The sequence below is a fragment of the Streptomyces sp. NBC_01549 genome (genome assembly GCF_026339955.1).
Classification (GTDB): Bacteria; Actinomycetota; Actinomycetes; order Streptomycetales; family Streptomycetaceae; genus Streptomyces.
Genome location: NZ_JAPEPW010000001.1, coordinates 2,761,032 through 2,785,579, shown reverse-complemented (window position 1 = coordinate 2,785,579; position 24,548 = coordinate 2,761,032). Strand labels below are relative to the sequence as shown.

At 66.8% G+C, this 24,548-nt stretch carries 15 protein-coding genes, 3 rRNA genes and 1 pseudogene; 10 read left to right on the top strand and 9 right to left on the bottom strand.

The annotated features are described in order from the left end of the window. Nucleotides 1-384 precede the first annotated feature (384 nt). From OG819_RS12140 to rrf, 3 genes are all read left to right on the top strand, one after another. A 16S ribosomal RNA gene (locus OG819_RS12140) occupies nucleotides 385-1,910 on the top strand. Between the two features lie 317 nt (nucleotides 1,911-2,227). After that, nucleotides 2,228-5,350: ribosomal RNA gene (locus OG819_RS12135) — 23S ribosomal RNA — on the top strand. A gap of 92 nt (nucleotides 5,351-5,442) precedes the next feature. Further along, nucleotides 5,443-5,559: ribosomal RNA gene (gene rrf, locus OG819_RS12130) — 5S ribosomal RNA — on the top strand. The 16S, 23S and 5S rRNA genes sit together here, the layout of an rRNA operon. Before the next feature lie 172 nt (nucleotides 5,560-5,731). Here the strand turns inward: rrf and OG819_RS12125 are convergent. From OG819_RS12125 to OG819_RS12115, 3 genes are all read right to left on the bottom strand, one after another. Further along, nucleotides 5,732-6,493, bottom strand: a complete 762-nt coding sequence (locus tag OG819_RS12125) for a hypothetical protein (RefSeq protein WP_266649367.1) — start codon at nucleotides 6,491-6,493, stop codon at nucleotides 5,732-5,734. Nucleotides 6,494-6,580: 87 nt separating this feature from the next. Then, entirely contained in the window at nucleotides 6,581-7,213 is a 633-nt protein-coding gene (locus OG819_RS12120) for an RNA polymerase sigma factor (RefSeq protein WP_266626790.1), read from the bottom strand. Nucleotides 7,214-7,463: 250 nt separating this feature from the next. Next, nucleotides 7,464-7,877 (bottom strand): hypothetical protein, encoded by a 414-nt coding sequence (locus tag OG819_RS12115; RefSeq protein ID WP_266649365.1) that lies wholly within the window; start codon nucleotides 7,875-7,877, stop codon nucleotides 7,464-7,466. Between the two features lie 170 nt (nucleotides 7,878-8,047). Between OG819_RS12115 and OG819_RS12110 the strand changes: the two genes are divergently transcribed. The 4 genes from OG819_RS12110 to OG819_RS12095 all read left to right on the top strand — a co-directional run bounded on the left by OG819_RS12110 (nucleotide 8,048) and on the right by OG819_RS12095 (nucleotide 15,545). Further along, on the top strand, nucleotides 8,048-8,542 hold the full coding sequence (locus OG819_RS12110; protein WP_266626794.1) for a DUF1877 family protein: 495 nt from the start codon (nucleotides 8,048-8,050) through the stop codon (nucleotides 8,540-8,542). 299 nt (nucleotides 8,543-8,841) lie between these two features. Next, entirely contained in the window at nucleotides 8,842-11,145 is a 2,304-nt protein-coding gene (locus tag OG819_RS12105; protein WP_266649363.1) for a transglycosylase domain-containing protein, read from the top strand. 316 nt (nucleotides 11,146-11,461) lie between these two features. Continuing rightward, complete coding sequence (locus tag OG819_RS12100) at nucleotides 11,462-12,040, top strand: TetR/AcrR family transcriptional regulator (RefSeq protein WP_266626806.1); 579 nt, start codon at nucleotides 11,462-11,464, stop codon at nucleotides 12,038-12,040. 415 nt (nucleotides 12,041-12,455) lie between these two features. Further along, a complete protein-coding gene (locus tag OG819_RS12095) occupies nucleotides 12,456-15,545 on the top strand; it encodes an FG-GAP-like repeat-containing protein (protein WP_266649361.1) in 3,090 nt (1,029 codons plus the stop codon). 162 nt (nucleotides 15,546-15,707) lie between these two features. Here OG819_RS12095 and OG819_RS12090 read toward each other — a convergent pair whose 3' ends face one another. Both OG819_RS12090 and OG819_RS12085 read right to left on the bottom strand, forming a co-directional pair. After that, nucleotides 15,708-16,466 (bottom strand): polysaccharide deacetylase family protein, encoded by a 759-nt coding sequence (locus tag OG819_RS12090; RefSeq protein ID WP_266626810.1) that lies wholly within the window; start codon nucleotides 16,464-16,466, stop codon nucleotides 15,708-15,710. Nucleotides 16,467-16,757: 291 nt separating this feature from the next. Further along, on the bottom strand, nucleotides 16,758-18,911 hold the full coding sequence (locus tag OG819_RS12085; protein ID WP_266649359.1) for a serine/threonine-protein kinase: 2,154 nt from the start codon (nucleotides 18,909-18,911) through the stop codon (nucleotides 16,758-16,760). A gap of 388 nt (nucleotides 18,912-19,299) precedes the next feature. On the opposite strand from OG819_RS12085, the gene OG819_RS12080 reads away from it, so the two are divergent. After that, complete coding sequence (locus OG819_RS12080; protein WP_266649357.1) at nucleotides 19,300-20,673, top strand: phosphatase PAP2 family protein; 1,374 nt, start codon at nucleotides 19,300-19,302, stop codon at nucleotides 20,671-20,673. A gap of 260 nt (nucleotides 20,674-20,933) precedes the next feature. Here the strand turns inward: OG819_RS12080 and OG819_RS12075 are convergent, their stop codons facing one another. Then, nucleotides 20,934-21,212, bottom strand: coding sequence for a VCBS repeat-containing protein (locus OG819_RS12075; RefSeq protein ID WP_266652944.1), 279 nt, complete (start codon nucleotides 21,210-21,212; stop codon nucleotides 20,934-20,936). Here OG819_RS12075 and OG819_RS12070 point away from each other — a divergent pair. Together OG819_RS12070 and OG819_RS12065 are read left to right on the top strand one after the other, a co-directional pair. Then, nucleotides 21,162-21,770 (top strand): annotated as a pseudogene (locus OG819_RS12070) (alpha/beta fold hydrolase); the annotation flags it as partial. The gene OG819_RS12075 and the pseudogene OG819_RS12070 sit on opposite strands and share 51 nt — an antisense overlap. Next, a complete protein-coding gene (locus tag OG819_RS12065; RefSeq protein ID WP_266649355.1) occupies nucleotides 21,763-22,326 on the top strand; it encodes a TetR/AcrR family transcriptional regulator in 564 nt (187 codons plus the stop codon). The pseudogene OG819_RS12070 and the gene OG819_RS12065, both read left to right, overlap by 8 nt. Nucleotides 22,327-22,952: 626 nt before the next feature. Here OG819_RS12065 and OG819_RS12060 read toward each other — a convergent pair. From OG819_RS12060 to OG819_RS12050, 3 genes are all read right to left on the bottom strand, one after another. Continuing rightward, the gene (locus tag OG819_RS12060; protein WP_266626822.1) at nucleotides 22,953-23,375 is read right to left on the bottom strand and encodes a PIN domain nuclease; all 423 of its coding nucleotides are present in this window, start codon (nucleotides 23,373-23,375) and stop codon (nucleotides 22,953-22,955) included. Continuing rightward, nucleotides 23,372-23,587 (bottom strand): type II toxin-antitoxin system VapB family antitoxin, encoded by a 216-nt coding sequence (locus OG819_RS12055; RefSeq protein ID WP_102932945.1) that lies wholly within the window; start codon nucleotides 23,585-23,587, stop codon nucleotides 23,372-23,374. Before OG819_RS12055 ends, OG819_RS12060 begins: the two co-directional genes overlap by 4 nt. 118 nt (nucleotides 23,588-23,705) lie before the next feature. Then, entirely contained in the window at nucleotides 23,706-24,116 is a 411-nt protein-coding gene (locus OG819_RS12050) for a hypothetical protein (protein WP_266626825.1), read from the bottom strand. Nucleotides 24,117-24,548: the final 432 nt, after the last annotated feature.

Sequence of the window (24,548 nt, the reverse complement as noted above, 5' to 3'; positions counted from 1 at the left end):
TATGAGCGGCCGGGAGAATCCGCTAGAGTTTGAGACGCCGGAACGGCCCAACGGCCGGGAAGGCACCCCCTCCGACGGGAAAGTCAGACATCGAAAGAGTCTGATAGAGTCGGAAACGCAAGACCGAAGGGAAGCGCCCGGAGGAAAGCCCGAGAGGGTGAGTACAAAGGAAGCGTCCGTTCCTTGAGAACTCAACAGCGTGCCAAAAATCAACGCCAGGTATGTTGATACCCCGTCTCCAGCCGATCGGCTGGAGCGAGGTTCCTTTGAAAAAGTCCTGCCGGGCACTGCCTGGTAGGCGCACAGCGAGGACGCTGTGAACCGGGAGGATTATTCCTCTTCCTGGTTCCGCTCTCGTGGTGTCGTCCCGATTACGGGAAAACATTCACGGAGAGTTTGATCCTGGCTCAGGACGAACGCTGGCGGCGTGCTTAACACATGCAAGTCGAACGATGAAGCCCTTCGGGGTGGATTAGTGGCGAACGGGTGAGTAACACGTGGGCAATCTGCCCTTCACTCTGGGACAAGCCCTGGAAACGGGGTCTAATACCGGATAACACCTGCCTGGGCATCTGGGTGGGTTAAAAGCTCCGGCGGTGAAGGATGAGCCCGCGGCCTATCAGCTTGTTGGTGAGGTAGTGGCTCACCAAGGCGACGACGGGTAGCCGGCCTGAGAGGGCGACCGGCCACACTGGGACTGAGACACGGCCCAGACTCCTACGGGAGGCAGCAGTGGGGAATATTGCACAATGGGCGAAAGCCTGATGCAGCGACGCCGCGTGAGGGATGACGGCCTTCGGGTTGTAAACCTCTTTCAGCAGGGAAGAAGCGAGAGTGACGGTACCTGCAGAAGAAGCGCCGGCTAACTACGTGCCAGCAGCCGCGGTAATACGTAGGGCGCAAGCGTTGTCCGGAATTATTGGGCGTAAAGAGCTCGTAGGCGGCTTGTCACGTCGGGTGTGAAAGCCCGGGGCTTAACCCCGGGTCTGCATTCGATACGGGCTAGCTAGAGTGTGGTAGGGGAGATCGGAATTCCTGGTGTAGCGGTGAAATGCGCAGATATCAGGAGGAACACCGGTGGCGAAGGCGGATCTCTGGGCCATTACTGACGCTGAGGAGCGAAAGCGTGGGGAGCGAACAGGATTAGATACCCTGGTAGTCCACGCCGTAAACGGTGGGAACTAGGTGTTGGCGACATTCCACGTCGTCGGTGCCGCAGCTAACGCATTAAGTTCCCCGCCTGGGGAGTACGGCCGCAAGGCTAAAACTCAAAGGAATTGACGGGGGCCCGCACAAGCAGCGGAGCATGTGGCTTAATTCGACGCAACGCGAAGAACCTTACCAAGGCTTGACATACACCGGAAACGGCCAGAGATGGTCGCCCCCTTGTGGTCGGTGTACAGGTGGTGCATGGCTGTCGTCAGCTCGTGTCGTGAGATGTTGGGTTAAGTCCCGCAACGAGCGCAACCCTTGTTCTGTGTTGCCAGCATGCCCTTCGGGGTGATGGGGACTCACAGGAGACTGCCGGGGTCAACTCGGAGGAAGGTGGGGACGACGTCAAGTCATCATGCCCCTTATGTCTTGGGCTGCACACGTGCTACAATGGCAGGTACAATGAGCTGCGAAGCCGTGAGGCGGAGCGAATCTCAAAAAGCCTGTCTCAGTTCGGATTGGGGTCTGCAACTCGACCCCATGAAGTCGGAGTTGCTAGTAATCGCAGATCAGCATTGCTGCGGTGAATACGTTCCCGGGCCTTGTACACACCGCCCGTCACGTCACGAAAGTCGGTAACACCCGAAGCCGGTGGCCCAACCCCTTGTGGGAGGGAGCTGTCGAAGGTGGGACTGGCGATTGGGACGAAGTCGTAACAAGGTAGCCGTACCGGAAGGTGCGGCTGGATCACCTCCTTTCTAAGGAGCATCTAGGCTGCCGGGCTTGCCCGGTGGTCCAGGGCCATTACGTCGGCAAATGTTCGACGGTGGTTGCTCATGGGTGGAACGTTGATTATTCGGCACTCTTGACTGTCTTCTCCTTCCAGTACTGCTCTTCGGGGCGTGGAACGAATGAGGGAAGCGGTGGGGGTGCCGGGCACGCTGTTGGGTGTCTGAGGGTTCGGCCGATTGTTGGCTGCCTTCAGTGCCGGCCCCAGTGCACTCGAACCGGAAGGTTCGGGGTGATGGGTGGTTGGTCGTTGTTTGAGAACTGCACAGTGGACGCGAGCATCTGTGGCCAAGTTTTTAAGGGCGCACGGTGGATGCCTTGGCACCAGGAACCGATGAAGGACGTGGGAGGCCACGATAGTCCCCGGGGAGTCGTCAACCAGGCTTTGATCCGGGGGTTTCCGAATGGGGAAACCCGGCAGTCGTCATGGGCTGTCACCCTTGCCTGAACACATAGGGCAAGTGGAGGGAACGCGGGGAAGTGAAACATCTCAGTACCCGCAGGAAGAGAAAACAACCGTGATTCCGGGAGTAGTGGCGAGCGAAACTGGATGAGGCCAAACCATATGCGTGTGAGACCCGGCAGGGGTTGCGTATGTGGGGTTGTGGGATTTCTCTTTCACGGTCTGCCGGCCGTGAGACGAGTCAGAAACCGTTGATGTAGGCGAAGGACATGCGAAAGGTCCGGCGTAGAGGGTAAGACCCCCGTAGTCGAAACGTCAACGGCTCGTTTGAGAAACACCCAAGTAGCACGGGGCCCGAGAAATCCCGTGTGAATCTGGCGGGACCACCCGCTAAGCCTAAATATTCCCTGGTGACCGATAGCGGATAGTACCGTGAGGGAATGGTGAAAAGTACCGCGGGAGCGGAGTGAAATAGTACCTGAAACCGTGTGCCTACAAGCCGTGGGAGCGTCGCGCATTGAGTTTACTCAGTGCGTCGTGACTGCGTGCCTTTTGAAGAATGAGCCTGCGAGTTTGCGGTGTGTTGCGAGGTTAACCCGTGTGGGGAAGCCGTAGCGAAAGCGAGTCCGAATAGGGCGATTTAGTAGCGCGCTCAAGACCCGAAGCGGAGTGATCTAGCCATGGGCAGGTTGAAGCGGCTGTAAGAGGTCGTGGAGGACCGAACCCACCAGGGTTGAAAACCTGGGGGATGACCTGTGGTTAGGGGTGAAAGGCCAATCAAACTCCGTGATAGCTGGTTCTCCCCGAAATGCATTTAGGTGCAGCGTCGTGTGTTTCTTGCCGGAGGTAGAGCACTGGATAGGCGATGGGCCCTACCGGGTTACTGACCTTAGCCAAACTCCGAATGCCGGTAAGTGAGAGCGCGGCAGTGAGACTGTGGGGGATAAGCTCCATGGTCGAGAGGGAAACAGCCCAGAGCATCGACTAAGGCCCCTAAGCGTACGCTAAGTGGGAAAGGATGTGGAGTCGCAGAGACAACCAGGAGGTTGGCTTAGAAGCAGCCACCCTTGAAAGAGTGCGTAATAGCTCACTGGTCTAGTGATTCCGCGCCGACAATGTAGCGGGGCTCAAGCGTACCGCCGAAGTCGTGTCATTGCAGCAATACGCCCAACGGCGGCTGTGATGGGTAGGGGAGCGTCGTGTGCCGGGTGAAGCCGCGCCGGAAGGCAGTGGTGGACGGTTCACGAGTGAGAATGCAGGCATGAGTAGCGATACACACGTGAGAAACGTGTGCGCCGATTGACTAAGGGTTCCTGGGTCAAGCTGATCTGCCCAGGGTAAGTCGGGACCTAAGGCGAGGCCGACAGGCGTAGTCGATGGATAACCGGTTGATATTCCGGTACCCGCTGTGAAGCGTCAAACATCGAACCAGGCGATGCTAAGTCCGTGAAGCCGCCCCGGAGCCTTCGGGCAAAGGGGAGTGGTGGAGCCGACGGACCAGACCTGTAGTAGGTGAGTGATGGGGTGACGCAGGAAGGTAGTCCATCCCGGGCGGTGGTTGTCCCGGGGTAAGGGTGTAGGACGTCAGGTAGGTAAATCCGCCTGGCATATAGTCTGAGACCTGATGCCGAGCCGATTGTGGTGAAGTGGATGATCCTATGCTGTCGAGAAAAGCCTCTAGCGAGTTTCATGGCGGCCCGTACCCTAAACCGACTCAGGTGGTCAGGTAGAGAATACCGAGGCGTTCGGGTGAACTATGGTTAAGGAACTCGGCAAAATGCCCCCGTAACTTCGGGAGAAGGGGGGCCATCACCGGTGATGAGTCTTGCACTCTGAGCTGGGGGTGGCCGCAGAGACCAGCGAGAAGCGACTGTTTACTAAAAACACAGGTCCGTGCGAAGCCGTAAGGCGATGTATACGGACTGACGCCTGCCCGGTGCTGGAACGTTAAGGGGACCGGTTAGTCACTCTTCGGGGTGGCGAAGCTGAGAACTTAAGCGCCAGTAAACGGCGGTGGTAACTATAACCATCCTAAGGTAGCGAAATTCCTTGTCGGGTAAGTTCCGACCTGCACGAATGGCGTAACGACTTCTCGACTGTCTCAACCATAGGCCCGGTGAAATTGCACTACGAGTAAAGATGCTCGTTTCGCGCAGCAGGACGGAAAGACCCCGGGACCTTTACTACAGTTTGATATTGGTGTTCGGTTCGGCTTGTGTAGGATAGGTGGGAGACTGTGAAGTGCGGGCGCCAGCCCGTGTGGAGTCGTCGTTGAAATACCACTCTGGTCGTGCTGGATGTCTAACCTGGGTCCGTGATCCGGATCAGGGACAGTGTCTGATGGGTAGTTTAACTGGGGCGGTTGCCTCCTAAAGAGTAACGGAGGCGCCCAAAGGTTCCCTCAGCCTGGTTGGTAATCAGGTGTTGAGTGTAAGTGCACAAGGGAGCTTGACTGTGAGACCGACGGGTCGAGCAGGGACGAAAGTCGGGACTAGTGATCCGGCGGTGGCTTGTGGAAGCGCCGTCGCTCAACGGATAAAAGGTACCCCGGGGATAACAGGCTGATCTTCCCCAAGAGTCCATATCGACGGGATGGTTTGGCACCTCGATGTCGGCTCGTCGCATCCTGGGGCTGGAGTCGGTCCCAAGGGTTGGGCTGTTCGCCCATTAAAGCGGTACGCGAGCTGGGTTTAGAACGTCGTGAGACAGTTCGGTCCCTATCCGCTGTGCGCGTAGGAGTCTTGAGAAGGGCTGTCCCTAGTACGAGAGGACCGGGACGGACGAACCTCTGGTGTGCCAGTTGTCCTGCCAAGGGCATGGCTGGTTGGCTACGTTCGGGAGGGATAACCGCTGAAAGCATCTAAGCGGGAAGCCTGCTTCGAGATGAGGACTCCCACCCCCTTGAGGGGTTAAGGCTCCCAGTAGACGACTGGGTTGATAGGCCGGATCTGGAAGGCGGGTAACCGCTGGAGGTGACCGGTACTAATAGGCCGAGGGCTTGTCCTCAGTTGCTCGCGTCCACTGTGTTGGTTCTGAAACCACGAACAACCCCGTTGTCGGGCCACGGCAATGGTGCGGTAGTTACAGTTTCATAGTGTTTCGGTGGTCATAGCGTGAGGGAAACGCCCGGTTACATTCCGAACCCGGAAGCTAAGCCTCACAGCGCCGATGGTACTGCAGGGGGGACCCTGTGGGAGAGTAGGACGCCGCCGAACAAATTTTGAAAAAGGCCCACACCGTTTCGGTGTGGGCCTTTTTGTATTTCACGACGGCTTCCTCGCGGCACCTTGAAGAGCAGCGCGGTGGCATGGGCGGCAGTGGGGCAGGAACACCCGCTGTTGACCATGGTTGTCCGCCCTTACGGGCCCGGGGTTGGGCACGGCGGGGCTACTTGTGCTTCCCGCTGCCCTTCTCGCCGCTTGCCTGGCCGTTTCCGCCCGCGTTGCCCGTGCCGCCGGGGTTCTTGCCGGAGGCGCCGGCGCCCCCCGCTTTGCCGTTGCCGGCGGGCTTGCTCGGCGCAGCGGTCGCCCGCGCCAGCTGCGCCGAGCAGTACGCGGCGACCTTGTCCTTCCCGCCGGCGGCCGTGATGAGTCGCTGCCAGGCCCGCGCGTCGAGCGCTTTGCCGTGATCCTTGACCTGCTCGTAGGCGCGGCAGTGGGCTTCGATGTCCTGGGCGGTGGCCGGGCGGTCCGTCGGTCCGGGGCCGCCGGAGGACGCCGACGAGGCTTCGCCGCCCGGCTGGTCAGGGGCGACCGCCGACGGGTGCGCGGTCCCCCGCCCGGCACCGTCACCGTCCGTGGACGAGCCGACGGAGCCGATGGCCGCGACCGCGACTCCACCCAGCGTGAGGCTGGCGAACACCACGCCGAGCGTCATCTTCACGGGACGCCTGGCACGCCGCTCCGCGAGCGGTCGCCAGTCGTCCCGGCGCCGGTGACGCGCCCGGTGCGCGCCTGCGTCGTGGGCGGCCCGGAAGGCGGTCAGGGCCCGCTGCTCGGCCTCGGGGTCGAGATGGCCTTCGCGTAGGAGAGTGCCCAGCTCCGTTTCCAGCGTGGCGGCGTCACGCACCTCCCACGGGTCGGACGCGGCGCCGCCGGGCTGCACACGTCGACGGCCCGGAACTCCGTCGCCGCCCAGCCGTTTACTCATGTCCGCTTCCGTTCCTGTTCGACCGGTTCGATTCGTTCGGCGTTCCGGGCTTGATGCCTGTCAGTCGGTCACTGTCGCCGTCGTGGTTCATTTCGACTTCCCCAGCGTTGGGGAGGCCTCATTCGTCACACCCTTGTCCGCTTCGGCGGCGACGCCCAGTTGGCGGGCGAGGCGCTTCAGGCCCCGGTGGGCGGCAGTGCGCACCGCTCCCGGGCGCTTGCCGAGGACGCGCGCGGCGGCGGGACCGTCCAGGCCGATGACGACCCGCAGGAGCACGGCCTCGGCCTGGTCCCGCGGCAGCCCGCGGACCAGTTCCAGCGCCCGCTCGGTGGACAGGGACTCCAGGGCCTCTTCATGGGTGCTGTACCGGCTGGGCAGGTCCAGTACGTCCTGCTCGGTCCCTCCTGCCCGGGGCCGTACGCGCTGGCGGCGCAGATGGTCCAGCGCCCGGTGCCGGGCTATGGTCGAGGTCCAGCCGCGGAACCCGGCCCCGTCCCCCTTGAAACGGCGGAGGTCACGGGCGATCTCCAGCCAGGCGTCGGAGGCCACGTCCTCCGCGTCGTCGCCGACCAGGCCGCGCAGATAGCCGAGCAGGCCCGGCTGCACGATCCGGTATGCGACCGCGAAAGCCGTCTCGTCGCCGTCCTGGGCCCGCGCGACCGCCGCGCCCAATTCCCCGTCGTACGCCTGTACACGCCGGGGTTGCCGTACCTGGCCCAAGACTGTCCTCGTTCGTACCGGGTTCATGGCGAGTGCATGCCGTCCGCCGTGCTCCGGTCGCATCGACGGCCCCATGGTGACCAGCGTCTGTCCGCACAGAAGTGTCACAACGCCTCGGGCGCCCCTCCACGTCGTCGCCGGCGCCTGCCACCCAGGACCTGTCCGGCCGATCATGGTGGAGGAAGGCAGCCACCCACCCCCGGGACCTCTCTCCGACCGGTAGCGGGCGGTCCGGTGCGGATCACGGACCTCACCGCGGCCGCCGATCCCGGGGTTCGGGTGCGCCCGCCGTCGCGTCGCGGCACAGCAGCCGCAGCGAGCCGTCTCCGGCGAAGCAGCGGCGGCCCTCGTCGATGGGATCCCACAGCCGTCCCTCGGCCGTGCGGATCCAGTGGTGGCCGTCCGCCTCCCACCACTCGGCGCCCGCCTGGCGGACGATCACCTCACCCGCATACGCCCCGAAGCCGCGCAGCACGCTCTCCACGGCGGCGTACGGTGTCTCCTCGCGCCGCAGGTCGTCGATGATCCGGTCGACGCGCCACAGGCTGGATGCCGAGTAGTCGAGGCGCAGCCGTGCCCCCTCCCGCATCGTCGCCACCACGTCCGCCGCCCACCGCACGGGCCTGGCCGCCGCATGGGGTCTCGTCTCCTGCTCTGTCGTCACATACGAAGAGAGCGAGGTCGGCGGTCGATCCGTTACGCGGTTCCGGGGAATTCCCGGCAACCGACGCGATACCGCCCCACCCCCGCGCGCACGACGGTCGAGGTGACTTCCCTCAATCCGCGTCCGTCGGGCCGCGTAATGCTTCGGCGCTCCCGTGCGCTCCCTCTGGCATGAGTACGTACCTCCGTCTGCGAGCGGTGCCGCCTCCCGCACTGCGCAACAGCACGACCTGGTTTGAACGACTCTTCGAGGACGACTCGGAGAGCGTCCGGCACCGGGTCGTCCGGCACCGTGAAGAGGCGCTGGACGAGCATTATCTGGACCAGGAACGCATCTACGCCGGCGCTGCCCCGCATCGCGGCGAAGACCGGCCCTGGACCCAGGTGGTGCTCGGTGGTCGGCCGGTGTTCCGCGCCGACCGGTACAAGCCGCCGTTCCTGGTGCTGACGGCGGCCCAGGCCCGCCAGGTGGCCCGATTCCTGACGATGGCCGACTTCGACGCGCTGTGGGATTTCGCCCGCGCCGAACTGCTGCCACGCTACGGCGGCGTGACCGCGGAGCCCGAGACGTGGCACGCGTTCGCGGCGGCGCACCAGGAGTTGAGAGCGTTCTACGCGCAGACAGCCGAGTGCGGGGACGCGGTGGTGAAGTGGCTGCCGGCCTGAGGCGAGCGAAGGGCGCGGGTCAGGAGTCCGCGGCCGACAGAGACACCGGGTGTCCGCCTCGCCGAGGACCGTTTCCCGCTGCTGCGACTGATGATCGGCAGGCCCGGGTGGGCCCAGAGGTGCCCGGCAAGGACTTCCCTCCGCGGGACCCCGGCTTTGCGCGGTCGGCGCCGTACGACGGCTTTCCGCGGCAGGTGCCGCGCAACGGCCTTCCGTAGCCGCCCATTCCCCCCGGGCTTCCGGCAGCCCGGACCGTACGAGACACGGCAGTCGTCCTGAGAGGACAGTGAGCAGAGCCCATGAGTGGACACCGGCGCCGACCGCGCCAGCGCTCCGTCGGCGGCACGCGTGCCGGGGGCGACCGCGCCACCGGCCGCCGGGCCGCACATCGTGACCAGGCAGGACAGGACCTGTCGGGCCTTGCCAGGAGAAGGGCGCCACAGGGGAAACGTCGGATCGACTACCCGCGCGGAGGCAGGACGGGCCCGCGCCGCTGGCTGCCGTCGGTGCGCCAACTGCTGGCGCTCTTGTTGCTTTTCATCGGCGGCACGGCAGCGGCCGTCGGCTACGCCTACGCCACGGTCACCATCCCCGACCCCAATCCCACGGCACTGCTGCAGAACAACGTCTACTACTGGTCGGACGGCACGGTCCTGGCGACCGACGGCAGCGTCAACCGGCAGAACGTGTCGCTCTCGCAGGTACCCGCCGACGTGCGGTGGGACTTCATCGCCGCGGAGAACGCCTCCTTCTACACCGACCCGGGCATCGACCCGCAAGGAATTGCCCGCGCCGTCGTCCACATGGCCGAGGGGGGCTCGGTGCAGTCCGGATCGACGATCACCCAGCAGTTCGTCAAGAACACCTACCTGGATCAGGCGCAGACGGTCTCACGAAAGTTCAAGGAACTGCTGATCTCCACCAAGATCGGCGCCGCCATGACCAAGGAGCAGATCCTCCAGGGGTATCTGAACACCTGCTTCTTCGGCCGTCAGGCCAACGGCATCCAGGCCGCGGCCCGCATGTACTACAACCTCCCGGTGGACAGGCTCGACGTGAGCCAGGGGGCCTTCCTCGCCGCGGCGGTCAACGAGCCGAGTCTCTTCCAGCACGCGGACTCCGATCCTGCGGCCAGAGCACAGGCGGAAGCTCGCTGGTCCTGGGTGCTCGACCGGATGGTGAGGACCGGCAAGCTGACGCCTGGGCAGCGGGCACGGTACAAGGCCGCCGGATTTCCCGCACCCAGGAAGTGGACGCCCGGTTCAGGGCTCACGGGTGAGACCGGCTACCTGGTCCAACTCGCCAGGTCCTATGCCGAGGCACACGACCGGACCATCACCGACAGCAGCCTGAGCAGGGGTGGCTACCAGATCCACACCACCTTCGACAGGAAGAGGACCGCGGCACTGGCCAGGGCCGTCGCCAAGGTGCGGGGGCAACGCCTCGACCCCGCCCGCCGGTCGGTCGACCGGGACGTTCAGGTCGGAGCTGCATCGGTGGAACCCACGACCGGCAGGATCCTTGCCGTCTACGGCGGTCCCGGCTTCGACCACGCCCATTACTCGGACAACGCCGACACCTCCGGCGTCCCGGTGGGGTCGACCTTCAAACCCGTCGTCCTCGCCGCCGCGCTCCAGCACGGAGCCGTGCTGCGGCCAGGCGAGTCCCCGGAGCCGATCACCCCGGCCAGTAAGTTCAACGGTGACGACGGCATCGAGATCAAGGACCGGCAGGGCAACCGCGTCGCCGACCCCAAGGACCCCACCGGGCTTCTCCACCAGCACAACGACACCCCTCGGCGTTGGGGGTACATCCCTCTGCGCAAGGCGATGGAGCAGTCGGTCAACACGCCGTACGTGCAGCTGGGAGAGGACGTCGGCTACGGGAGCGTGGCGAGGACGGCCGAAACCCTCGGCCTACGCCCGAGCAGCCTCGCCGCCCCCAGCGCCGGCTTCTACATCGGCACCTCGACACCGAGCGCCATTCGGATGGCGGGTGTCTACGCGACCTTCGCCGCCGAGGGGATGCAGACATCCCCGTACTCGGTGACCAAGGTGACCCACAACGGCTCCGTGCTGTCCGGGTTCACCGCCCCCGCCACCGTGCGGGCTCTGCCGGCGGCGGTCGCCGGCAACGTGACCGACGTGCTCCGGGGCGTCATCGCCCGGGGCACCGGCACCAAGGCCCAGGCTCTCGGCAGGACCGCGGCGGGCAAGACCGGAACCACCGACGACTACCGGTCGGCCTGGTTCATCGGCTACACCCCCCAACTCGCCACCTCTGTCGTCCTCTTCCGAGAGGACTCGAACCACCCACAGCTGCAGTCCCTGGTAGGCGTCGGTGGCCTCCAGAAGGTGTTCGGCGGCGACATCCCCACCGAAATCTGGACCCAGTACATGCGCGACGCCCTCGCCGGCCTGCCCGACGCCTCCTTCCCTGTGCCCGACTCCCTCGGCCGCGGCACCGACGAGCCCGGCGCTCCCACGCCCTCCCCGTCCGCGGCCCCCGCCAAGCGGAGCGGCAAGAGGGCGGCCACCACAGTCGCCCCCACACCGAACGCCCCGACAAAACGCCCCAAGTGCCGCCACCACAAGTGCGGTTGACCACAGCAGCGGCGGCCCCCGGGGGGCATCGGGCGAGCGGGGCGCACCCGGTGCCGCAGCGCCGCCCGGTTCGTTGTCCGTGGTCGTCATCGCGGTGAGACACCTCTCGCACGGGGAGTCGGGATCGTGGGTCGAGCACGCCATGGCGGACTGCGTCACCGCATTGCTTTACTTGCCGACAGGTAAAACAATGGGGATGTGAGCACCATAGCCTCATTGCCTGTCGATCGGCAAGTGATAAAGGGTGGGGCCGGATCGGCCGGACGCGACGGGACCGGCCGTAGGGTTGAAGGCCACGCGGGGAAAGAGGACATCCATGGCCGGACGCCGTACCGACACCCGTCAGCGCGCCCAGCGCGTGGCGTTGGGACTCTTCGCCGAGTACGGCTACGAGGGCACCTCGTTGCGGATGATCGCGGAGGGGCTGAACATCACCAAGGCCGCCCTCTACTACCACTACAAGTCCAAGGAGGAGATCCTCGCGGCCGTCCTGTCGGACTTCTCCGGCGCGGTCGCTGACTTGATCGAGTGGGGCAAGCAGCAGCCCTCGGGGCCCGAAACCCAGCGTGAACTGCTCCGCAGATACGGCGAGTTGACCGTCGACGGAGTCACGGCCGCAGCACGCCTCATCCAGGTGAACGAGCCCGCGCTGCGTGAACAGCCGCTGGCCGCAGAGGTCCAGGCCCAGATCATCGCCCTGTTCGACCTGCTGGCGGGTCCGGGCCTACTCACGGGGGCGGACGGCCCTGTCGCGGCACTCAGGGTCAAGCTGGCCATCTCCGCATTGCACCTGGCAGGCGAGGAAGCCGAGAGCGGTGGCCGGGACGTCATGGACGCGGCCCTGGACATCGCCTGCGGCCTCCTCGACCCGCAGTGGGCCGGTTCGGCACCCTGAAACCTCACCGACGGTGTGGGCGCCACGGTGGTGGGCGCGTCGTGGGAGAAGCGTCCCGGTATTGAGGCGGTGGCGAGGACGGCAGCGTGAAGTGCCCGCAGGACTCGACGGGATGGCACGCAAGTACCGGCGTACGAACAGGGCCCGGTCGGTCTTCCCGAACGCCCCACACCCGGTGGCGGATGCCGGGGTGAGTGCGGCGCCGATCGCACCCTGGTCTCCGTGGAACTGTGGGCCACTCCGCGATCTCTTTCCCCGGTGCTCCTGATGGGCCTGGGCCTGCTGTTACTCTCGTGCCGCTGTGCGTGGGGGGCAGCTCGGGGGCTGGACATTTTCGCAGCACCGTCGACGCGCGCTTGATCGGCCGCCGCCGTCCCGTCACGCCTTTCTCTGTTGAGAGGTCCAGGAGACGATGATGGTCCCTCGTACCACCGCCCGTACGACCGCCCGGGGCGTCGTCGCCGCGCTGGCAGTCCTCGCCGTGACCGTCGGATCCGGCCCGCTCGCCGTCACGGCCGACGCGGACAACGGTGTCGGGGGCACCGCCCTCGCGACGGAGAAGGTCTTCCAGGCGGACCGTTACCTACCGCGGGGGGACCGGATCCACACCGCCGGCCCCAGTGGCTATCTGCATGTCCAGGAGGGCCGTTCCGGCTACCTGTGGACGTCGTACGACACCGGTACGACGACCGAGCTGGGCGAACTGGCCCGACTCGAAACCGGCGCGTACCTGGGATCGTCGTCCGACGTCGTGGCCGATGTCGTCTCGCCCACCCAGAAGGTCGTCCTCAGGGACCTCTCCGCCGGTACCGCCACGGACATCGCGCTCACCCACGGCACGTACTGGGGCACCTTCGGCACCCATGTGCTGACCCAGGCCCGGGATGCCGACGGCAACCGCGTCCTGTGGCTCTACGGCGACGGCGCCCCCGCCGACGGCACCCTCGTCGACGGGTGGCCGACCGGAATCACGACCAACTTCACCGTCCTGGGCGGTGACGGCGGCACCGCCGTCATCGGCTACGCGTCGGCGAACGGCGAGCGGCACCTGGCGCTGGTGGACCTGGCCACCGCGAGAGTCACCGGCGACGTGGCCGTGTCCGCCGCTCCGACGGCCGTCGCGCTGAGCGCGGACCGGCTGGTCTGGTACCGGTCCGACAACCCGGTGGCACACGTCCTGAACCGCGCTGACCTCTCCGCCGCCGAGACGAAGGTGACGCTGCCCGACGCGGAGGGCACCCCGTCCGTGGGCATCGCCGGACGCTGGCTGGTGGTGTCCCGTTCCATGACGTTGACCCCGAACAACCTGGTCGACAAGTCCGGGCAGCGGCTCATGGCCGTCCCGCTCATGGGCGGTGACCCGCTCACCCTGCTCCGGCACGCGAACAGTTCCCTCGTCACGGCACCGGACGGCAGTCTGCTGGCAGTCGGCGGCACCGACGCCGGGCACTGGGCGGTACGCAGGGTCACCGACACGGGGGCGGACACCCCGACCCTGACGGAGCTGACCGCCGTACCGCCGATGGCCGCGAAGATCGACCGGCTGTCGCTGCAGAACGGCACCCTGGCCACCGACGAGACCAACAGCAGCTTCCTGGGCGCCTACTACACCCGGCGCATCGCCGCCGACGGAACGCCGAGCGCGCCGACCTGGCGGGACTGGGACGGTTTCGACGTGGGCCCGTACGCCACCGGGGACGGCCGCGCGGTGACGTTCACCGCCGACTCCGACCCCACCGCCGACTCGTACGTCCGGACCCTCGACCGGACCGACGAGGCGGGCTTCTTCTATGTGCCCTCGACCTCCGGAACCGTCCTCGACATCACCGGCCGCTACGCGATCGTCAACGGCACGTCCCCCGCCAAGCAGTACGTCGGCGACCTCGGCGTCTACACCGACCTGAAGCCCATCGTCACCCGCTCCGTCACGGCCGCCTCCGTCTGGGGGACCAGCCTGTGGACGCCGGGTTCCGGCACCGGTGTCGTCACCGCGAAGGACCTGAAGACCGGCAAGACCACCGACACCGTCAGCACCGGCGCCCCATGCGTGCCCAAGGAGCTCCAGGTGGTGGGCCGCTGGATCTACTGGTCCTGCGGCCCGACCGCGACGTCGGGTGTCTGGGACCGGACGGCGAAGAAGAACATCGCCGTCCCGTCCGGCGAGGCGCTGCTCAGCGACGGCTACCTCGTCCGGCACGACACCTCGGCCGGGGCGCTCCTCCTCACCGCGTTCGCCGATGGCACCGCGACCACCCGAAAGATCGGCGACCTCGCGGCGGGCACGACCAGCCTGCGCGGGGTGACGTGGACCGTGGACAAGTTCGGCGGTCCCGCGGCCTACGTGGACGCGGACAAGCGGATCCACCTTGTGCCGAGCGAGGTCGCCACCCAGCGGCTCGCCGTCATCGAGTCCGAGGCGACCGACAACGCGTGGGAGAGCAGCTCGGCCGGCAGCCCGTGGTGGCAGTGGCGCGGACTGCTCTCCAAGCCCGCCACCTCCTGGACGGCCACGCTCACCAGCAAGGCCACCGGCGCGGTGGTGCGCACGCTCTCCGGCGGAGAGGTCGACGGCACGCTGGCCACGAGCTGGGACACGCGCGACAGCAGGGGCGCGTTCGTCCCCAACGGCACGTACACCTTCAAGCTGACAGCCCCGCCCGCTGACGGTTCAGGACCGGCGCTGACGGTGTCGCAGACGGTGAAGGTGTCCGACGGAGCCACCGTACGCCACGACTTCACCAACAGCGGCACCTGGGCGCCCGACGGAACCGGCGACGTCCTGACCCTCACCTCGTCCGGCGTCATCAGCTACCGGCCGGGCAACGGGACGGGAGCCTTCGGCGGGGCCATGCCGGCCTCGGGCTGGCCCTCCTCCGTGACGCCGGTTCCGTTCGGCGACCTCAACGGCGACCGCCGCAACGACATCCTCGTCCGGTTCAGCAGCGGCGAACTGCGGGTGTACCGGACCATGCGCGGGCAGGCCTTCCTCACGAGCACCCCGCACACCTCGCTCGGCAAGGGCTGGAACCAGTACAACGTGCTGACCTCGCCCGGGGACGTCACCGGCGACGGCCGCCCCGACCTCATCGCACGCAACAGCTCAACCGGGGCCGTCTACCTCTACAAGGGGACGAGTTCCGGAAAGCTCTCGGCACGCGTGAAGCTCTACGACAACTGGAAGACGTACAAGAAGATCGTGGGCGTCGGCGACCTCAACGGCGACGGCGTTGGCGACCTGATCGCCCAGGACAACTCCAACAACCTGTACCGGTACTTCGGCACGGACACAGGCACCTTCAAGGCGCGCGTGAAGCTGTTCTCGGCCTGGGGAGGTTCCTACAACGCCATCGTCGGCGTCGGCGACATCACCGGCGACGGCAAGGCGGACATCATCTCCCGCGACACGTCCGGCAGCCTGTGGCGCAACAGCGGGAACGGAAAGGGGTCGTTCGGGCCCCGCACGAAGATCGCCTCGGGATGGCAGGCGTACAAGGGCGTGTTCTGACGGCCCGGCGCAACGCCCGCGGCCCCGGCGGCAGCAGGAAGCCGTTGATGAGCCCGTTTCGGATGTGCGTGATGTCCGGCAGCGAACGTTCGAACTGCCTTTGGGCGACGCATGGTAGAGAAAGTTGTCTCTTTGAACCTCGGGATCGGCCAGGGCCGGGGCTCAGTGCACCGGGAAGCCGAAGGAGTAGCCCTGCTCCTTGATCCGGGGGAGGATCCGGCGCAGGGCCTCGACGGTCTGGGAGCGGTCGCCTCCAGCGTCGTGGAAGAGGAGCGTCGGCCCGCCCGGCAGCTCCCGTTCGACGGTGGCGACGATGGCGTCCGTGCCCGGCCGCTCGAAGTCCTTGGTGTCCACGTTCCAGCCCAGCGGGCGCATGCCGCGCGAGGCGGCGAGCGTGCGGCTGTACGGGGTGAAGGCCCCGCCGGGCGCCCGGTAGTACATCGGCCGTACGCCCCCGGACGCCTCGGTGATCATGCGTTCGGCGTCAAGGATCTGCTGCGACTGGTAGGCCTGGGACTTCTTGTCCATGGTGGTGTCGTGCGACACCGAGTGGTCGCACAGCCGGTGCCCGGCCGCGACCACCTTCTTCACGAGGTCCGGGTGGGCCTGCGCCTGCGTCCCCACCATGCAGAACGTGGCCTTCACCCCGTACTCCCGCAGCACGTCGAGCACTTGAGGGGTCCACACGGGGTCGGGGCCGTCGTCGATGGTGATGTTGACGCCGCGCGCCCCCTTGTCCGAGGCGTGCGCGATGGTCACCGCGACCGGCGGCGTGGCCGACGCGGTCGCCTTCGGCGACAAGCCGCCCACGGCACCGGCCTGCGCGGTCCAGATTGAGGCACCGGAGGCGAGCAACGTCACCCCGAGCGCCGCGCCGAGCACCTTGCCGTACCAGCCCCGCCCGCCGCCGTGCCGTGCCATATCCGCCCCGCCTTCGCCCAGTTCCGTACCGATCCTCGGTCGACTTGCGACCTTCTGGCAGGACGAGGGACGGCGGCCACTGGATGCGTCCGTTACTGATCACGGACAATCCTGGGGGAGTTCACGGACAACCCGGCCAGCAGCGGCCGGGGTTGGGCCGGTTGGCCCGGTCCCGCCGGCATGGACAGTCCGATGCCCTCGACGTCTCCTCTCTCGCAGCCCGCGTCGCCTGCTCGGGCCGAGTTCCTGCGGTTGCTTGCCAAAGGTGGTGGATGCGGACCTGTCGGCCGGTCAGGTGGGCCCGTCCGGGCTCCGGGAGAAGGCCGTGTCGCCGGCTGTCGCCACGATCGCGTCCTTGACGAGCAGCACTCGCGGAGGGGTGTCCTGCGCCTTGTCCCCGGGGTCGTTCAGTGCGGAGGTGCGCCATACCTCCGCTCCGGTGCGGCTGTCCAGTGCCAACAGGCGGCCGAATCGGTTGGAGAAATAGACCCGCTTGTACGTCGCTGACACCGCGGGCGCGGACAGAGCCTCCACGTCCGTCGTCTTCTGCCAGAGTTGTTTGCCGCTGTCCGCCGACACCGCGGTGACCGACCCGTTGGACCGGACGAAGTAGACGACGCCGTCCACAAGGGTGGCCGCGCCGGTCAGCGGACGTGCCAGCGGTATCCGTCTGACCTGCCCGGTTTCCGGGTCCACTCGCAGCAGCGCGTTGTACGGCCGTTCGTACCCGGCTTCGTACACGTCCTTCGCGGTCTGGGGGGCGAGGAACACGGGTTGCCCGCCGACAGCACCGAGCGCTTCCGCCTTCCGGGGCAGTGCGGCGGTTTCAGTCAGGCTGTCGGGTTTGAGCTTCATGAGGTCGACCGGGGCCTGGCCGGGCTCGGTGCCGGCCGAGCACAGGGCGTAAGGGACGCCTCCCAGCGCCGACGGGGTGCAGGACCCGTCCAGCGAGGGCGCCCGCCACAGTTCCTTGCCGGAATGCCCGTATGCGACGAACGATGAGGAATCGGGAGACAGGGTCAGCAGTCCGCCGTCGTAGAGGACCGGGTTCGCGGCCTTGTTGATGTCGCGCTGCCACCGCCGGTGCCCGGTACCGGCGTCGAGGGCCACCACACGCCTGGTCGTATCGTCCGGATCCTCGTACACGTAGACCAGCCCGTCGTGAACGCCGATCGGCTGCACCCCCTGAGGACGGGTGCCGGTCCGCCACAGGGTACGGCCGGAGGCCGTGTCGATCCTGGCGACCGTGAAGCCCGTACCGCCGCAGAACAGGGCGCCTCCGTCCGCCAGGCACCCGGGGGCCTGGTAGTCGAGAGGGACACCCTTCACGTCGTACCGCAGGGCCGTGCGCCACGGCCGCCAGCCGTCGGGCAGGGACGCGGCACGGGCGGTGGTCGTGGCGCCGGCGGTGGAGTTGGAGGCGGTGGTCGTGTCCCGGCCCGACACGAAGACACCCACCCCGATACTCAGCCCCATGATGGCCAGCGTCGCGCCGAGGCCGGTGAGCAGCATCCGGGCTCGGCGTCCCTTGTCGGTGCCGGTCGCGGCGCCCGGAGGGGTGGTGGACGCGCCCTGGGGAGTAGGTCGGGGCCGGGGTTTCGCGGACTCCCTGGCCTTCGGGGGCGCGGTGGCGTCGGACTCCGGCAACGCCTGGAGCATGCGATGCAGATCCGCCAGTTCCGGCCGTGCGGCCGGGTCCTTGTCGAGGCAGCGCTCGACAATGCGCAGGAGCGCTTCGGGCACCCCGTCGAGGTCCGGGGGTTCGTACATCACCTGAAAGCCGGTCATGTATGGGCTGTTGGCGTCGAACGGTCCTGTGCCCACGGCCGCGAACACCATCAGTGACCCCAGCGAGAACACGTCCGAGGCCGGGGTGACGTCTCGGGGAGAGGCGAGCTGTTCCGGCGACATGAAGGGCGGAGTGCCGATCACCCGCCCCGTCATGGTGAGGCTCTGGTTGTCGGCAGCGCGCGATATACCGAAGTCGATGACGCGCGGTCCGTCCTCGGTCATCAGGACGTTGGCCGGTTTGAGGTCCCGGTGCACCAGGCCCGCCCTGTGGATGTCGCGCAGCGCCTCGGTGAGCCCCAGTCCCAGCGCGCGCAGTTCCCGCCGGCTCAGCGGGCCGTCCTTCTTCACGACTTCGGCAAGGCTGAGCCCTGGCACGTAGAGCGTCGCCATCCACGGCCGGTCGGCGTCCGGGTCGGCGTCCACGACGGGTGCGGTAAAGGCGCCGCTCACCCTGCGCGCTGCCGCGATCTCCTGCCGGAAGCGCGTTCGGAACTCCTCCTCCTGGGCGTACGACCCGTGCACGAGCTTGACCGCGACCTGCCGTCCCGAGGCGGAGACTCCCAGATAGACGACTCCCATGCCGCCTGCCCCGAGCCGACCGAGAAGGGTATACCCGCCTATGGACTCCGGGTCCCCGGTGCTCAGGGACGTCATCGCCGATCATCCTTCCCAGCGCCTGCCTGCCTCACGGGGATCACAGTAGGGCCTGCCGCCCCGGAGGCGGAGCCGCGCGTACCACGGATCGTCGAACGACCTCGCGGGACGGCACCGCCGCGGCCGACGTCATTGAGGCTCCTGGTGTATGCGTTCCAGGTCAGGTGCCGGCGGGTGATGCGCGGGGCGACGACGGGCCTGCCGTCCAGCACGAGGCCGGAACCCGGACTGTGAACTTTCCGTCTTCCCCCGTCGGGCGGGCTGTTTTTCGTGAGGTAGAAAATGGCCCCGACCGGAAGGCGACGAGCGAAACCCATCCCGACCTTTGACTAAAATTTAGCAAATAGGCCAAGAATTGAGACATATACCATCGCGGTCTTCTTCGCGAATGAACTGCAGAATCGCGTTCTCCGTGTGGCGTCAACCGCGGGCGAGACTCTGGGCCGTAGCGGCTGTCGCGGCCCTCGGATTCCACATTGCGCTGGAGATCGTCGCACGTCGCTACGGCCTGCCCGGGCCGATCACCAACGAGGTGCGAGATGCGGTATTCGCCCCCAAATCAGGCTTCTTGTTGTGCGCCGGTATGGCGTTGATGATGGTGGTGCTCACCTGGCGGCAACGGTTCATCGCGGCTGGTGCCGCGATCGGTATCGACGTCGCCTTCTTGGTGGTCCGGTGGGCGGTCGGCGCCAAGACGACCGACGGCGACCCCGTCGGCACCGGCGCGTTGTGGGTGCTTCTGGGCTGTGCGGTCATCGCTGTCACGCGTCGCACCGGCCGGGAACGTGCCCTGCTGCTGAAGGGCGTCGGGCTGGGCCTGCTGCTGGTGGTCGGCCGCACGATTGGCGACACCTGGCTGTTCGTCACCGCCAAGACCCGCCCAGCGGTGCTCGACCAGTACGTGGCGACCGCCGATCACGCGCTGGGCAACCCGTCGTGGCTGGTAGGCCGGATTGTCACGGCCACCGGCCCGATCGGCTTCAACATGCTCCATATCGTTTACGGTCAACTCGCGTTGGCCGCGGTCATCGTCGCGCTGTACCAACTGCGTAACGTGGCGGTCGAGCGTCGCTTCCCGGGCCATCATCTGTTGCGCACCTTTCTGGTGATCGGCCTCCTCGGGCCGGCCTTCTACATGATCTTTCCGGTGGTCGGACCGGTCTTCGCCTACGGGACCGGCGTCGAGCACTGGACGACGGTCAGCCTGTGGTCGGAAACACCGCCCAGCGAGCACTGGGCGGTGGCCGACCTGTGGCCGGAAACGCCGCCGCCGATCAATACCCCGCACCACATGCCATTCGACGAGATCACCCCGCGGAACTGCATGCCCAGCCTGCACACAGCGTGGGCAACAGCGATTTTCATTCACTCCCGGAAAGGCCCACGGATTCTGCGATTCGCAGGCACGTTGTGGCTGATTGCCACGCTCGGCGCAACGCTGGGCTTCGGCTACCACTACGGCGCGGATCTCATTGCCGGCGTGGTGTTCACGCTCACGATCGAGGCAGCTCTGCGCTCGCTCGACCGCGGCTGGGATCGATCAGGGATCCGGCTGGTCGCTTACGGTGCAACGGTCTTCGCTGCGCTCTTGGTGTCTTATCGCTATCTGCCGTTGGAGATGGCCGAGCATCCGTGGGTGTCCGGACCATTTCTCATGCTGGCGATGACCTCAGTGGTCTACGGCTACGTACGGACCACCAAACTGTGGGAACCGAAGCCCGCACCAGCGTGGCAACCGGGACCACAACCCGAACTGATTTGAATCATGTTGCCTCAGGTCGTGTGCCGAGCGCTGCCCGGATGGGGCGGGATGCTGAACGTGTGCAGGCGAAGACCTTCACCGTGCCGCGGGCGCTGGAGGTCTTCTCCTCATCGAGAACGGCTCCACGGCTGCCCCGGGCGCCATCAAGGAGGCCCTGGACGGCCTCGCAGACGGTGGCCGGGGTGTCTTGGGCATGTGGCATGGATCGGGCCCGGACGAACCACGTCGTCCGGGCCCGCGGGGCAGTGGCGAAGGCCGGCTCAGAACAGGCCGTACCCCTGCCAGCCAGTGGCGATCCTCGTACGGCCGCCGAAGGAGCCCTTGCCGTTGCCGTTGTTGCGCCAGACGGTGCCGGAGGTGTCGCGGGAGACGATGTCAGCCCTGCCGTCGCCGGTGATGTCGCCCACCCCCACGATCACGTTGTACGACGGGCCCCAGTCGTTGAAGACCTTCACGCGGCTCTTGAACTTGCCGGTCGCGGTGCCGTCCTGCTCGCCGTGATCCGCCACCTGGGCGGCCCGGCCGTACTCGTCGGCCACTCGATCTCCGGCGGCGCCGCCACCATCGCCGCTGCACAGGAGCCCTCGCTGATCACCGCGGTTGTCGAACTGGCGCCGTTCACCCGCAAGCAGTCGATCCGCCTCGGCGACCTGCGGGTCAAGCGCTTCCGGCGGGGCATGCTGCGGCTGCTCGGCGCGGGCGCGTTCGGCAGCGTGCCGCTCTGGCGTGCGTACCTCGACGTCGCCTACCCCGGCGTGAAGCCGGCCGACTGGGCCGAGCGGCTCGGCCGCATCGACTCCCTGCTGCGCGAGCCGGGCCGGATGAAGGCCCTGCAGGGCATGGGCCGCAGCGCCCCGACCGACGCCGGCGCGCAGCTCGGCAACGTCCGCTGCCCGGTTCTGGTCGTCATGGGCACGCTCGACCCCGACTGGGCCGACCCGCACGCCGAGGGGGCGGCGATCATCGACGCCCTGCCGTCCGGCCTCGGACGCCTTGAGATGATCGAGGGTACCGGGCACTACCCGCACGACCAGTTCCCCGACCGGATGGTTTCACTCATGCTCGCCTTCCTCCGAACGGACGCCGCTCGTGCCTAGGGTCGGCCTGGACCCGGCGGCCGTCGTCGCGGCCGGTGCCGCCCTCGCCGACGAGGTGGGCTTCGCCAACCTGACGATGGGCTTGCTGGCCGAGCGGGTGGGAGTGCGCACCCCGTCCCTGTACAAGCACGTGGGCAACCAGGAAGACCTCAACCGGCGCATCGCGGCCCTGGCATTGAACGAGGCCGCCGACGCCGTCGGCGGAGCGATCCAGGGGCACGCGGGCCGCGACGCCCTGGCGGCCGCTGCGCGCGCCTTCCGTGCCTTCGTCCTGGAGCACCCCGGCCGGTACGCCGCGACGATCGGCATGGAACCGTCCGGCCCGGACGATCCGCTGGCCACCGCCGGTCAGCGGCTGCTCGGCGCGTTCATGGCGGTCCTGCGCGGCTACGAGATCCCGGAGTCCGACGTGGACCACGCCCTGCGCATGCTCCGCAGCCTCTGCCACGGCTTCGCGACCTTGCAGGCGGACAACGGCTTCCAGTGGAGCGCCGACATCGACGAGAGCTTCGAGTGGCTGATCGCCTTCGCCGACCGGGGCCTGCGCGCCATGTGAGAGATGCTGCCGCCATCGACGAGCGCGGGCAGTGTGCTGCATCCGGATCGACGGAGAGCTCGATCAGCAGGTCCAGCTTCCGGCCCGCTCACCGACCTTGGTGTAAAGCCCGGCACATGACAGCCACGACGCACGGCGCGAACTACCGCTTTGCGTAAGGGACTTCGCAGAAGTCATCCGCGATAGTGGCGCAGGTCACGCAACATGTGTATCGCTATTTGAGGACAGTCCGGGGCAGGGATGACCAGAGTGACGCCAGGGCACCCCTGAATTGGACTAGACAACAAACAAACCCCAGGCCACTGACCTGGGGTTTCAATATGGAGCGGGTGATGAGAATCGAACTCGCACTCTCAGCTTGGGAAGCGACGGCGCTTGGAAGGTCATGTGATCGTTGACCTGCACTTATGTGGCGTAGAGACCGCCTCGCGAGAACTGGTTCGCTCCGCTGTTGACCGTGGTTGTCCGCTCTTACGGGCACGCTGTGGGCACGGCTCGAAGCGCGCGGCGGGCCGAGCGCCAGAGTGAACGGGCTCCGCTCTCGGCTCGACTGGTTCGCATGTCCAGCTCAGGGAGCACTTCGCGAGTGCAGCGCCGTCCGGCGAAGTGTCCCACCTGCAACTGGCTCACTTGCCGACTTCGGGGCCGTACCACTGGAGTGCCTGGCCAGTGACGGCGGCGATGCACTCGAAGTCCCGGTCGCGGTGCAGCAGAGTGAGCCCCTGCAACTCGGCCGTGGCGGCCACCACCAAATCGACGGCCCCGGCACTGCGGTGCTGTCCGCGCTGAGTGAGAAGCTCCTGGACCCGCCAGGCGCGGTCGTAAGCGCGGTCGTCGACCGGCACCCAGCCGAAGAGCATGCGCATGGCTTCGATGCCTTGTGCGCGGTCGGCAGGGGAACGTGCACTGTAGAAGAACTCCAGCTCGGTGATGGGGCAGGTGGCGATGAGCCCGGCGGCTGCCGCCTGGTCCCACCCGTGCTGCTCGGCGTCGCCGCGAAGCAGTCGGGCGAGCGCACTGGTGTCGATCAGGTATTGCGCGGCGTTCACCGGCGGTAGTTCCCCTTGTCCTCGAAGAGGCCGAGATCGAAGGCGCCCTCTTCCGCCGACGCCCGTAGGCGGGTAAGCGCCAGGGCCCGCCGTCGGTTCTCCAGCACCTCGCGCAGCGCGGTATTCACCGTCTCCTTCTTGGTGCTGGTTCCGAGGGCCTTGGCCACGTCGGCGACCAGCTGATCGTCCAGGTCGATCACGGTCCGACTCATGATTGCACCTCCACGGATATCATCGACACCATCGATTATATCTCGATGGGCGCAAGGATGAGTTCGGGGAATCGACGCCTGACTGCTGGCAACCCGTTTCAGCAACAGGAGCGACAGATCAGCCGCAATCGTCGCCCCGGCCACTGTGCGCGGCACGCACCTCGGCCAGGCTGACGGTGATCGCCTGCGCGAAGTCGGCGAGGCGGGTCGTCACGCTGCTCAGCTGTTCCGAGAGGCGGTCGTACTCAGCCATTTCGGCGGAGTACCAAGGACCGTCGTCGTCCTCCATCTCCGAAATGCGCGGTCCCGCCAAGGCCGCTTGGATCACTGCCTCGGCAGTGATCCGCAGGCGTTCCGCGGCATGTTCCGGCGTATGGGCGAGCAGCAGGTCCAACTCCTGCGGCTCGGGGAGAGCTGGGATGCGGTGCTCGATCCAGAAATCGCTCCAGAGGCGTCGCCGTCTGGCCTCCGGCTCGTCGTCGGGGAGGACCGGGGTCTCGCCCATCGCATCCGGTACGCCCAGGAACACGCTCAGCTCCCCCGAGCTGACGTGTGTGCTCGTCCCCCGCAGGCAAGAGAGCCAGTTCTTCCTTGGTCATCAGAGTGCCCGGCGCCGCCCCTCCCACGCGTGCGCGCACGATGGGCGTGCCGAGGACCGAGGATTTCCATGCCACCATCGCCACATCCGTCCACCAGCCGACGAACTCGCGCGCGGCATCCCGGTACATCTTCGCGGAGTCGGTGGCCAGTTGGAGACGCAACGACAGCAGTACACGTTCCGGGCGGTAGGGCAGGCTCGGTTGCCCTGCGCGGTCCCGGATCTCGGCTTCGCTGAGGTCGTTCCATTCCTCCATGCGCTGTTGCGCAGCCTCGCACTCCTGAAGAAGGTCGGTCGCGGCGCGGGCCATGGCGGACAGCGTCTCGTCGATCTCGTCCGCTGTCGTCTAGGCCGCGGCCTCGT

Excerpts from the sequence above, each read along its gene's own strand:
- OG819_RS12085 (WP_266649359.1), bottom strand. The coding sequence starts at position 18,911 with ATGACGTCCCTGAGCACCGGGGACCCGGAGTCCATAGGCGGGTATACC.
- OG819_RS12095 (WP_266649361.1), top strand. The coding sequence starts at position 12,456 with ATGGTCCCTCGTACCACCGCCCGTACGACCGCCCGGGGCGTCGTCGCC.
- OG819_RS12055 (WP_102932945.1), bottom strand. The coding sequence starts at position 23,587 with ATGAGTCGGACCGTGATCGACCTGGACGATCAGCTGGTCGCCGACGTG.
- OG819_RS12105 (WP_266649363.1), top strand. The coding sequence starts at position 8,842 with ATGAGTGGACACCGGCGCCGACCGCGCCAGCGCTCCGTCGGCGGCACG.
- OG819_RS12080 (WP_266649357.1), top strand. The coding sequence starts at position 19,300 with ATGAACTGCAGAATCGCGTTCTCCGTGTGGCGTCAACCGCGGGCGAGA.
- OG819_RS12110 (WP_266626794.1), top strand. The coding sequence starts at position 8,048 with ATGAGTACGTACCTCCGTCTGCGAGCGGTGCCGCCTCCCGCACTGCGC.
- OG819_RS12100 (WP_266626806.1), top strand. The coding sequence starts at position 11,462 with ATGGCCGGACGCCGTACCGACACCCGTCAGCGCGCCCAGCGCGTGGCG.
- OG819_RS12125 (WP_266649367.1), bottom strand. The coding sequence starts at position 6,493 with ATGAGTAAACGGCTGGGCGGCGACGGAGTTCCGGGCCGTCGACGTGTG.
- OG819_RS12090 (WP_266626810.1), bottom strand. The coding sequence starts at position 16,466 with ATGGCACGGCACGGCGGCGGGCGGGGCTGGTACGGCAAGGTGCTCGGC.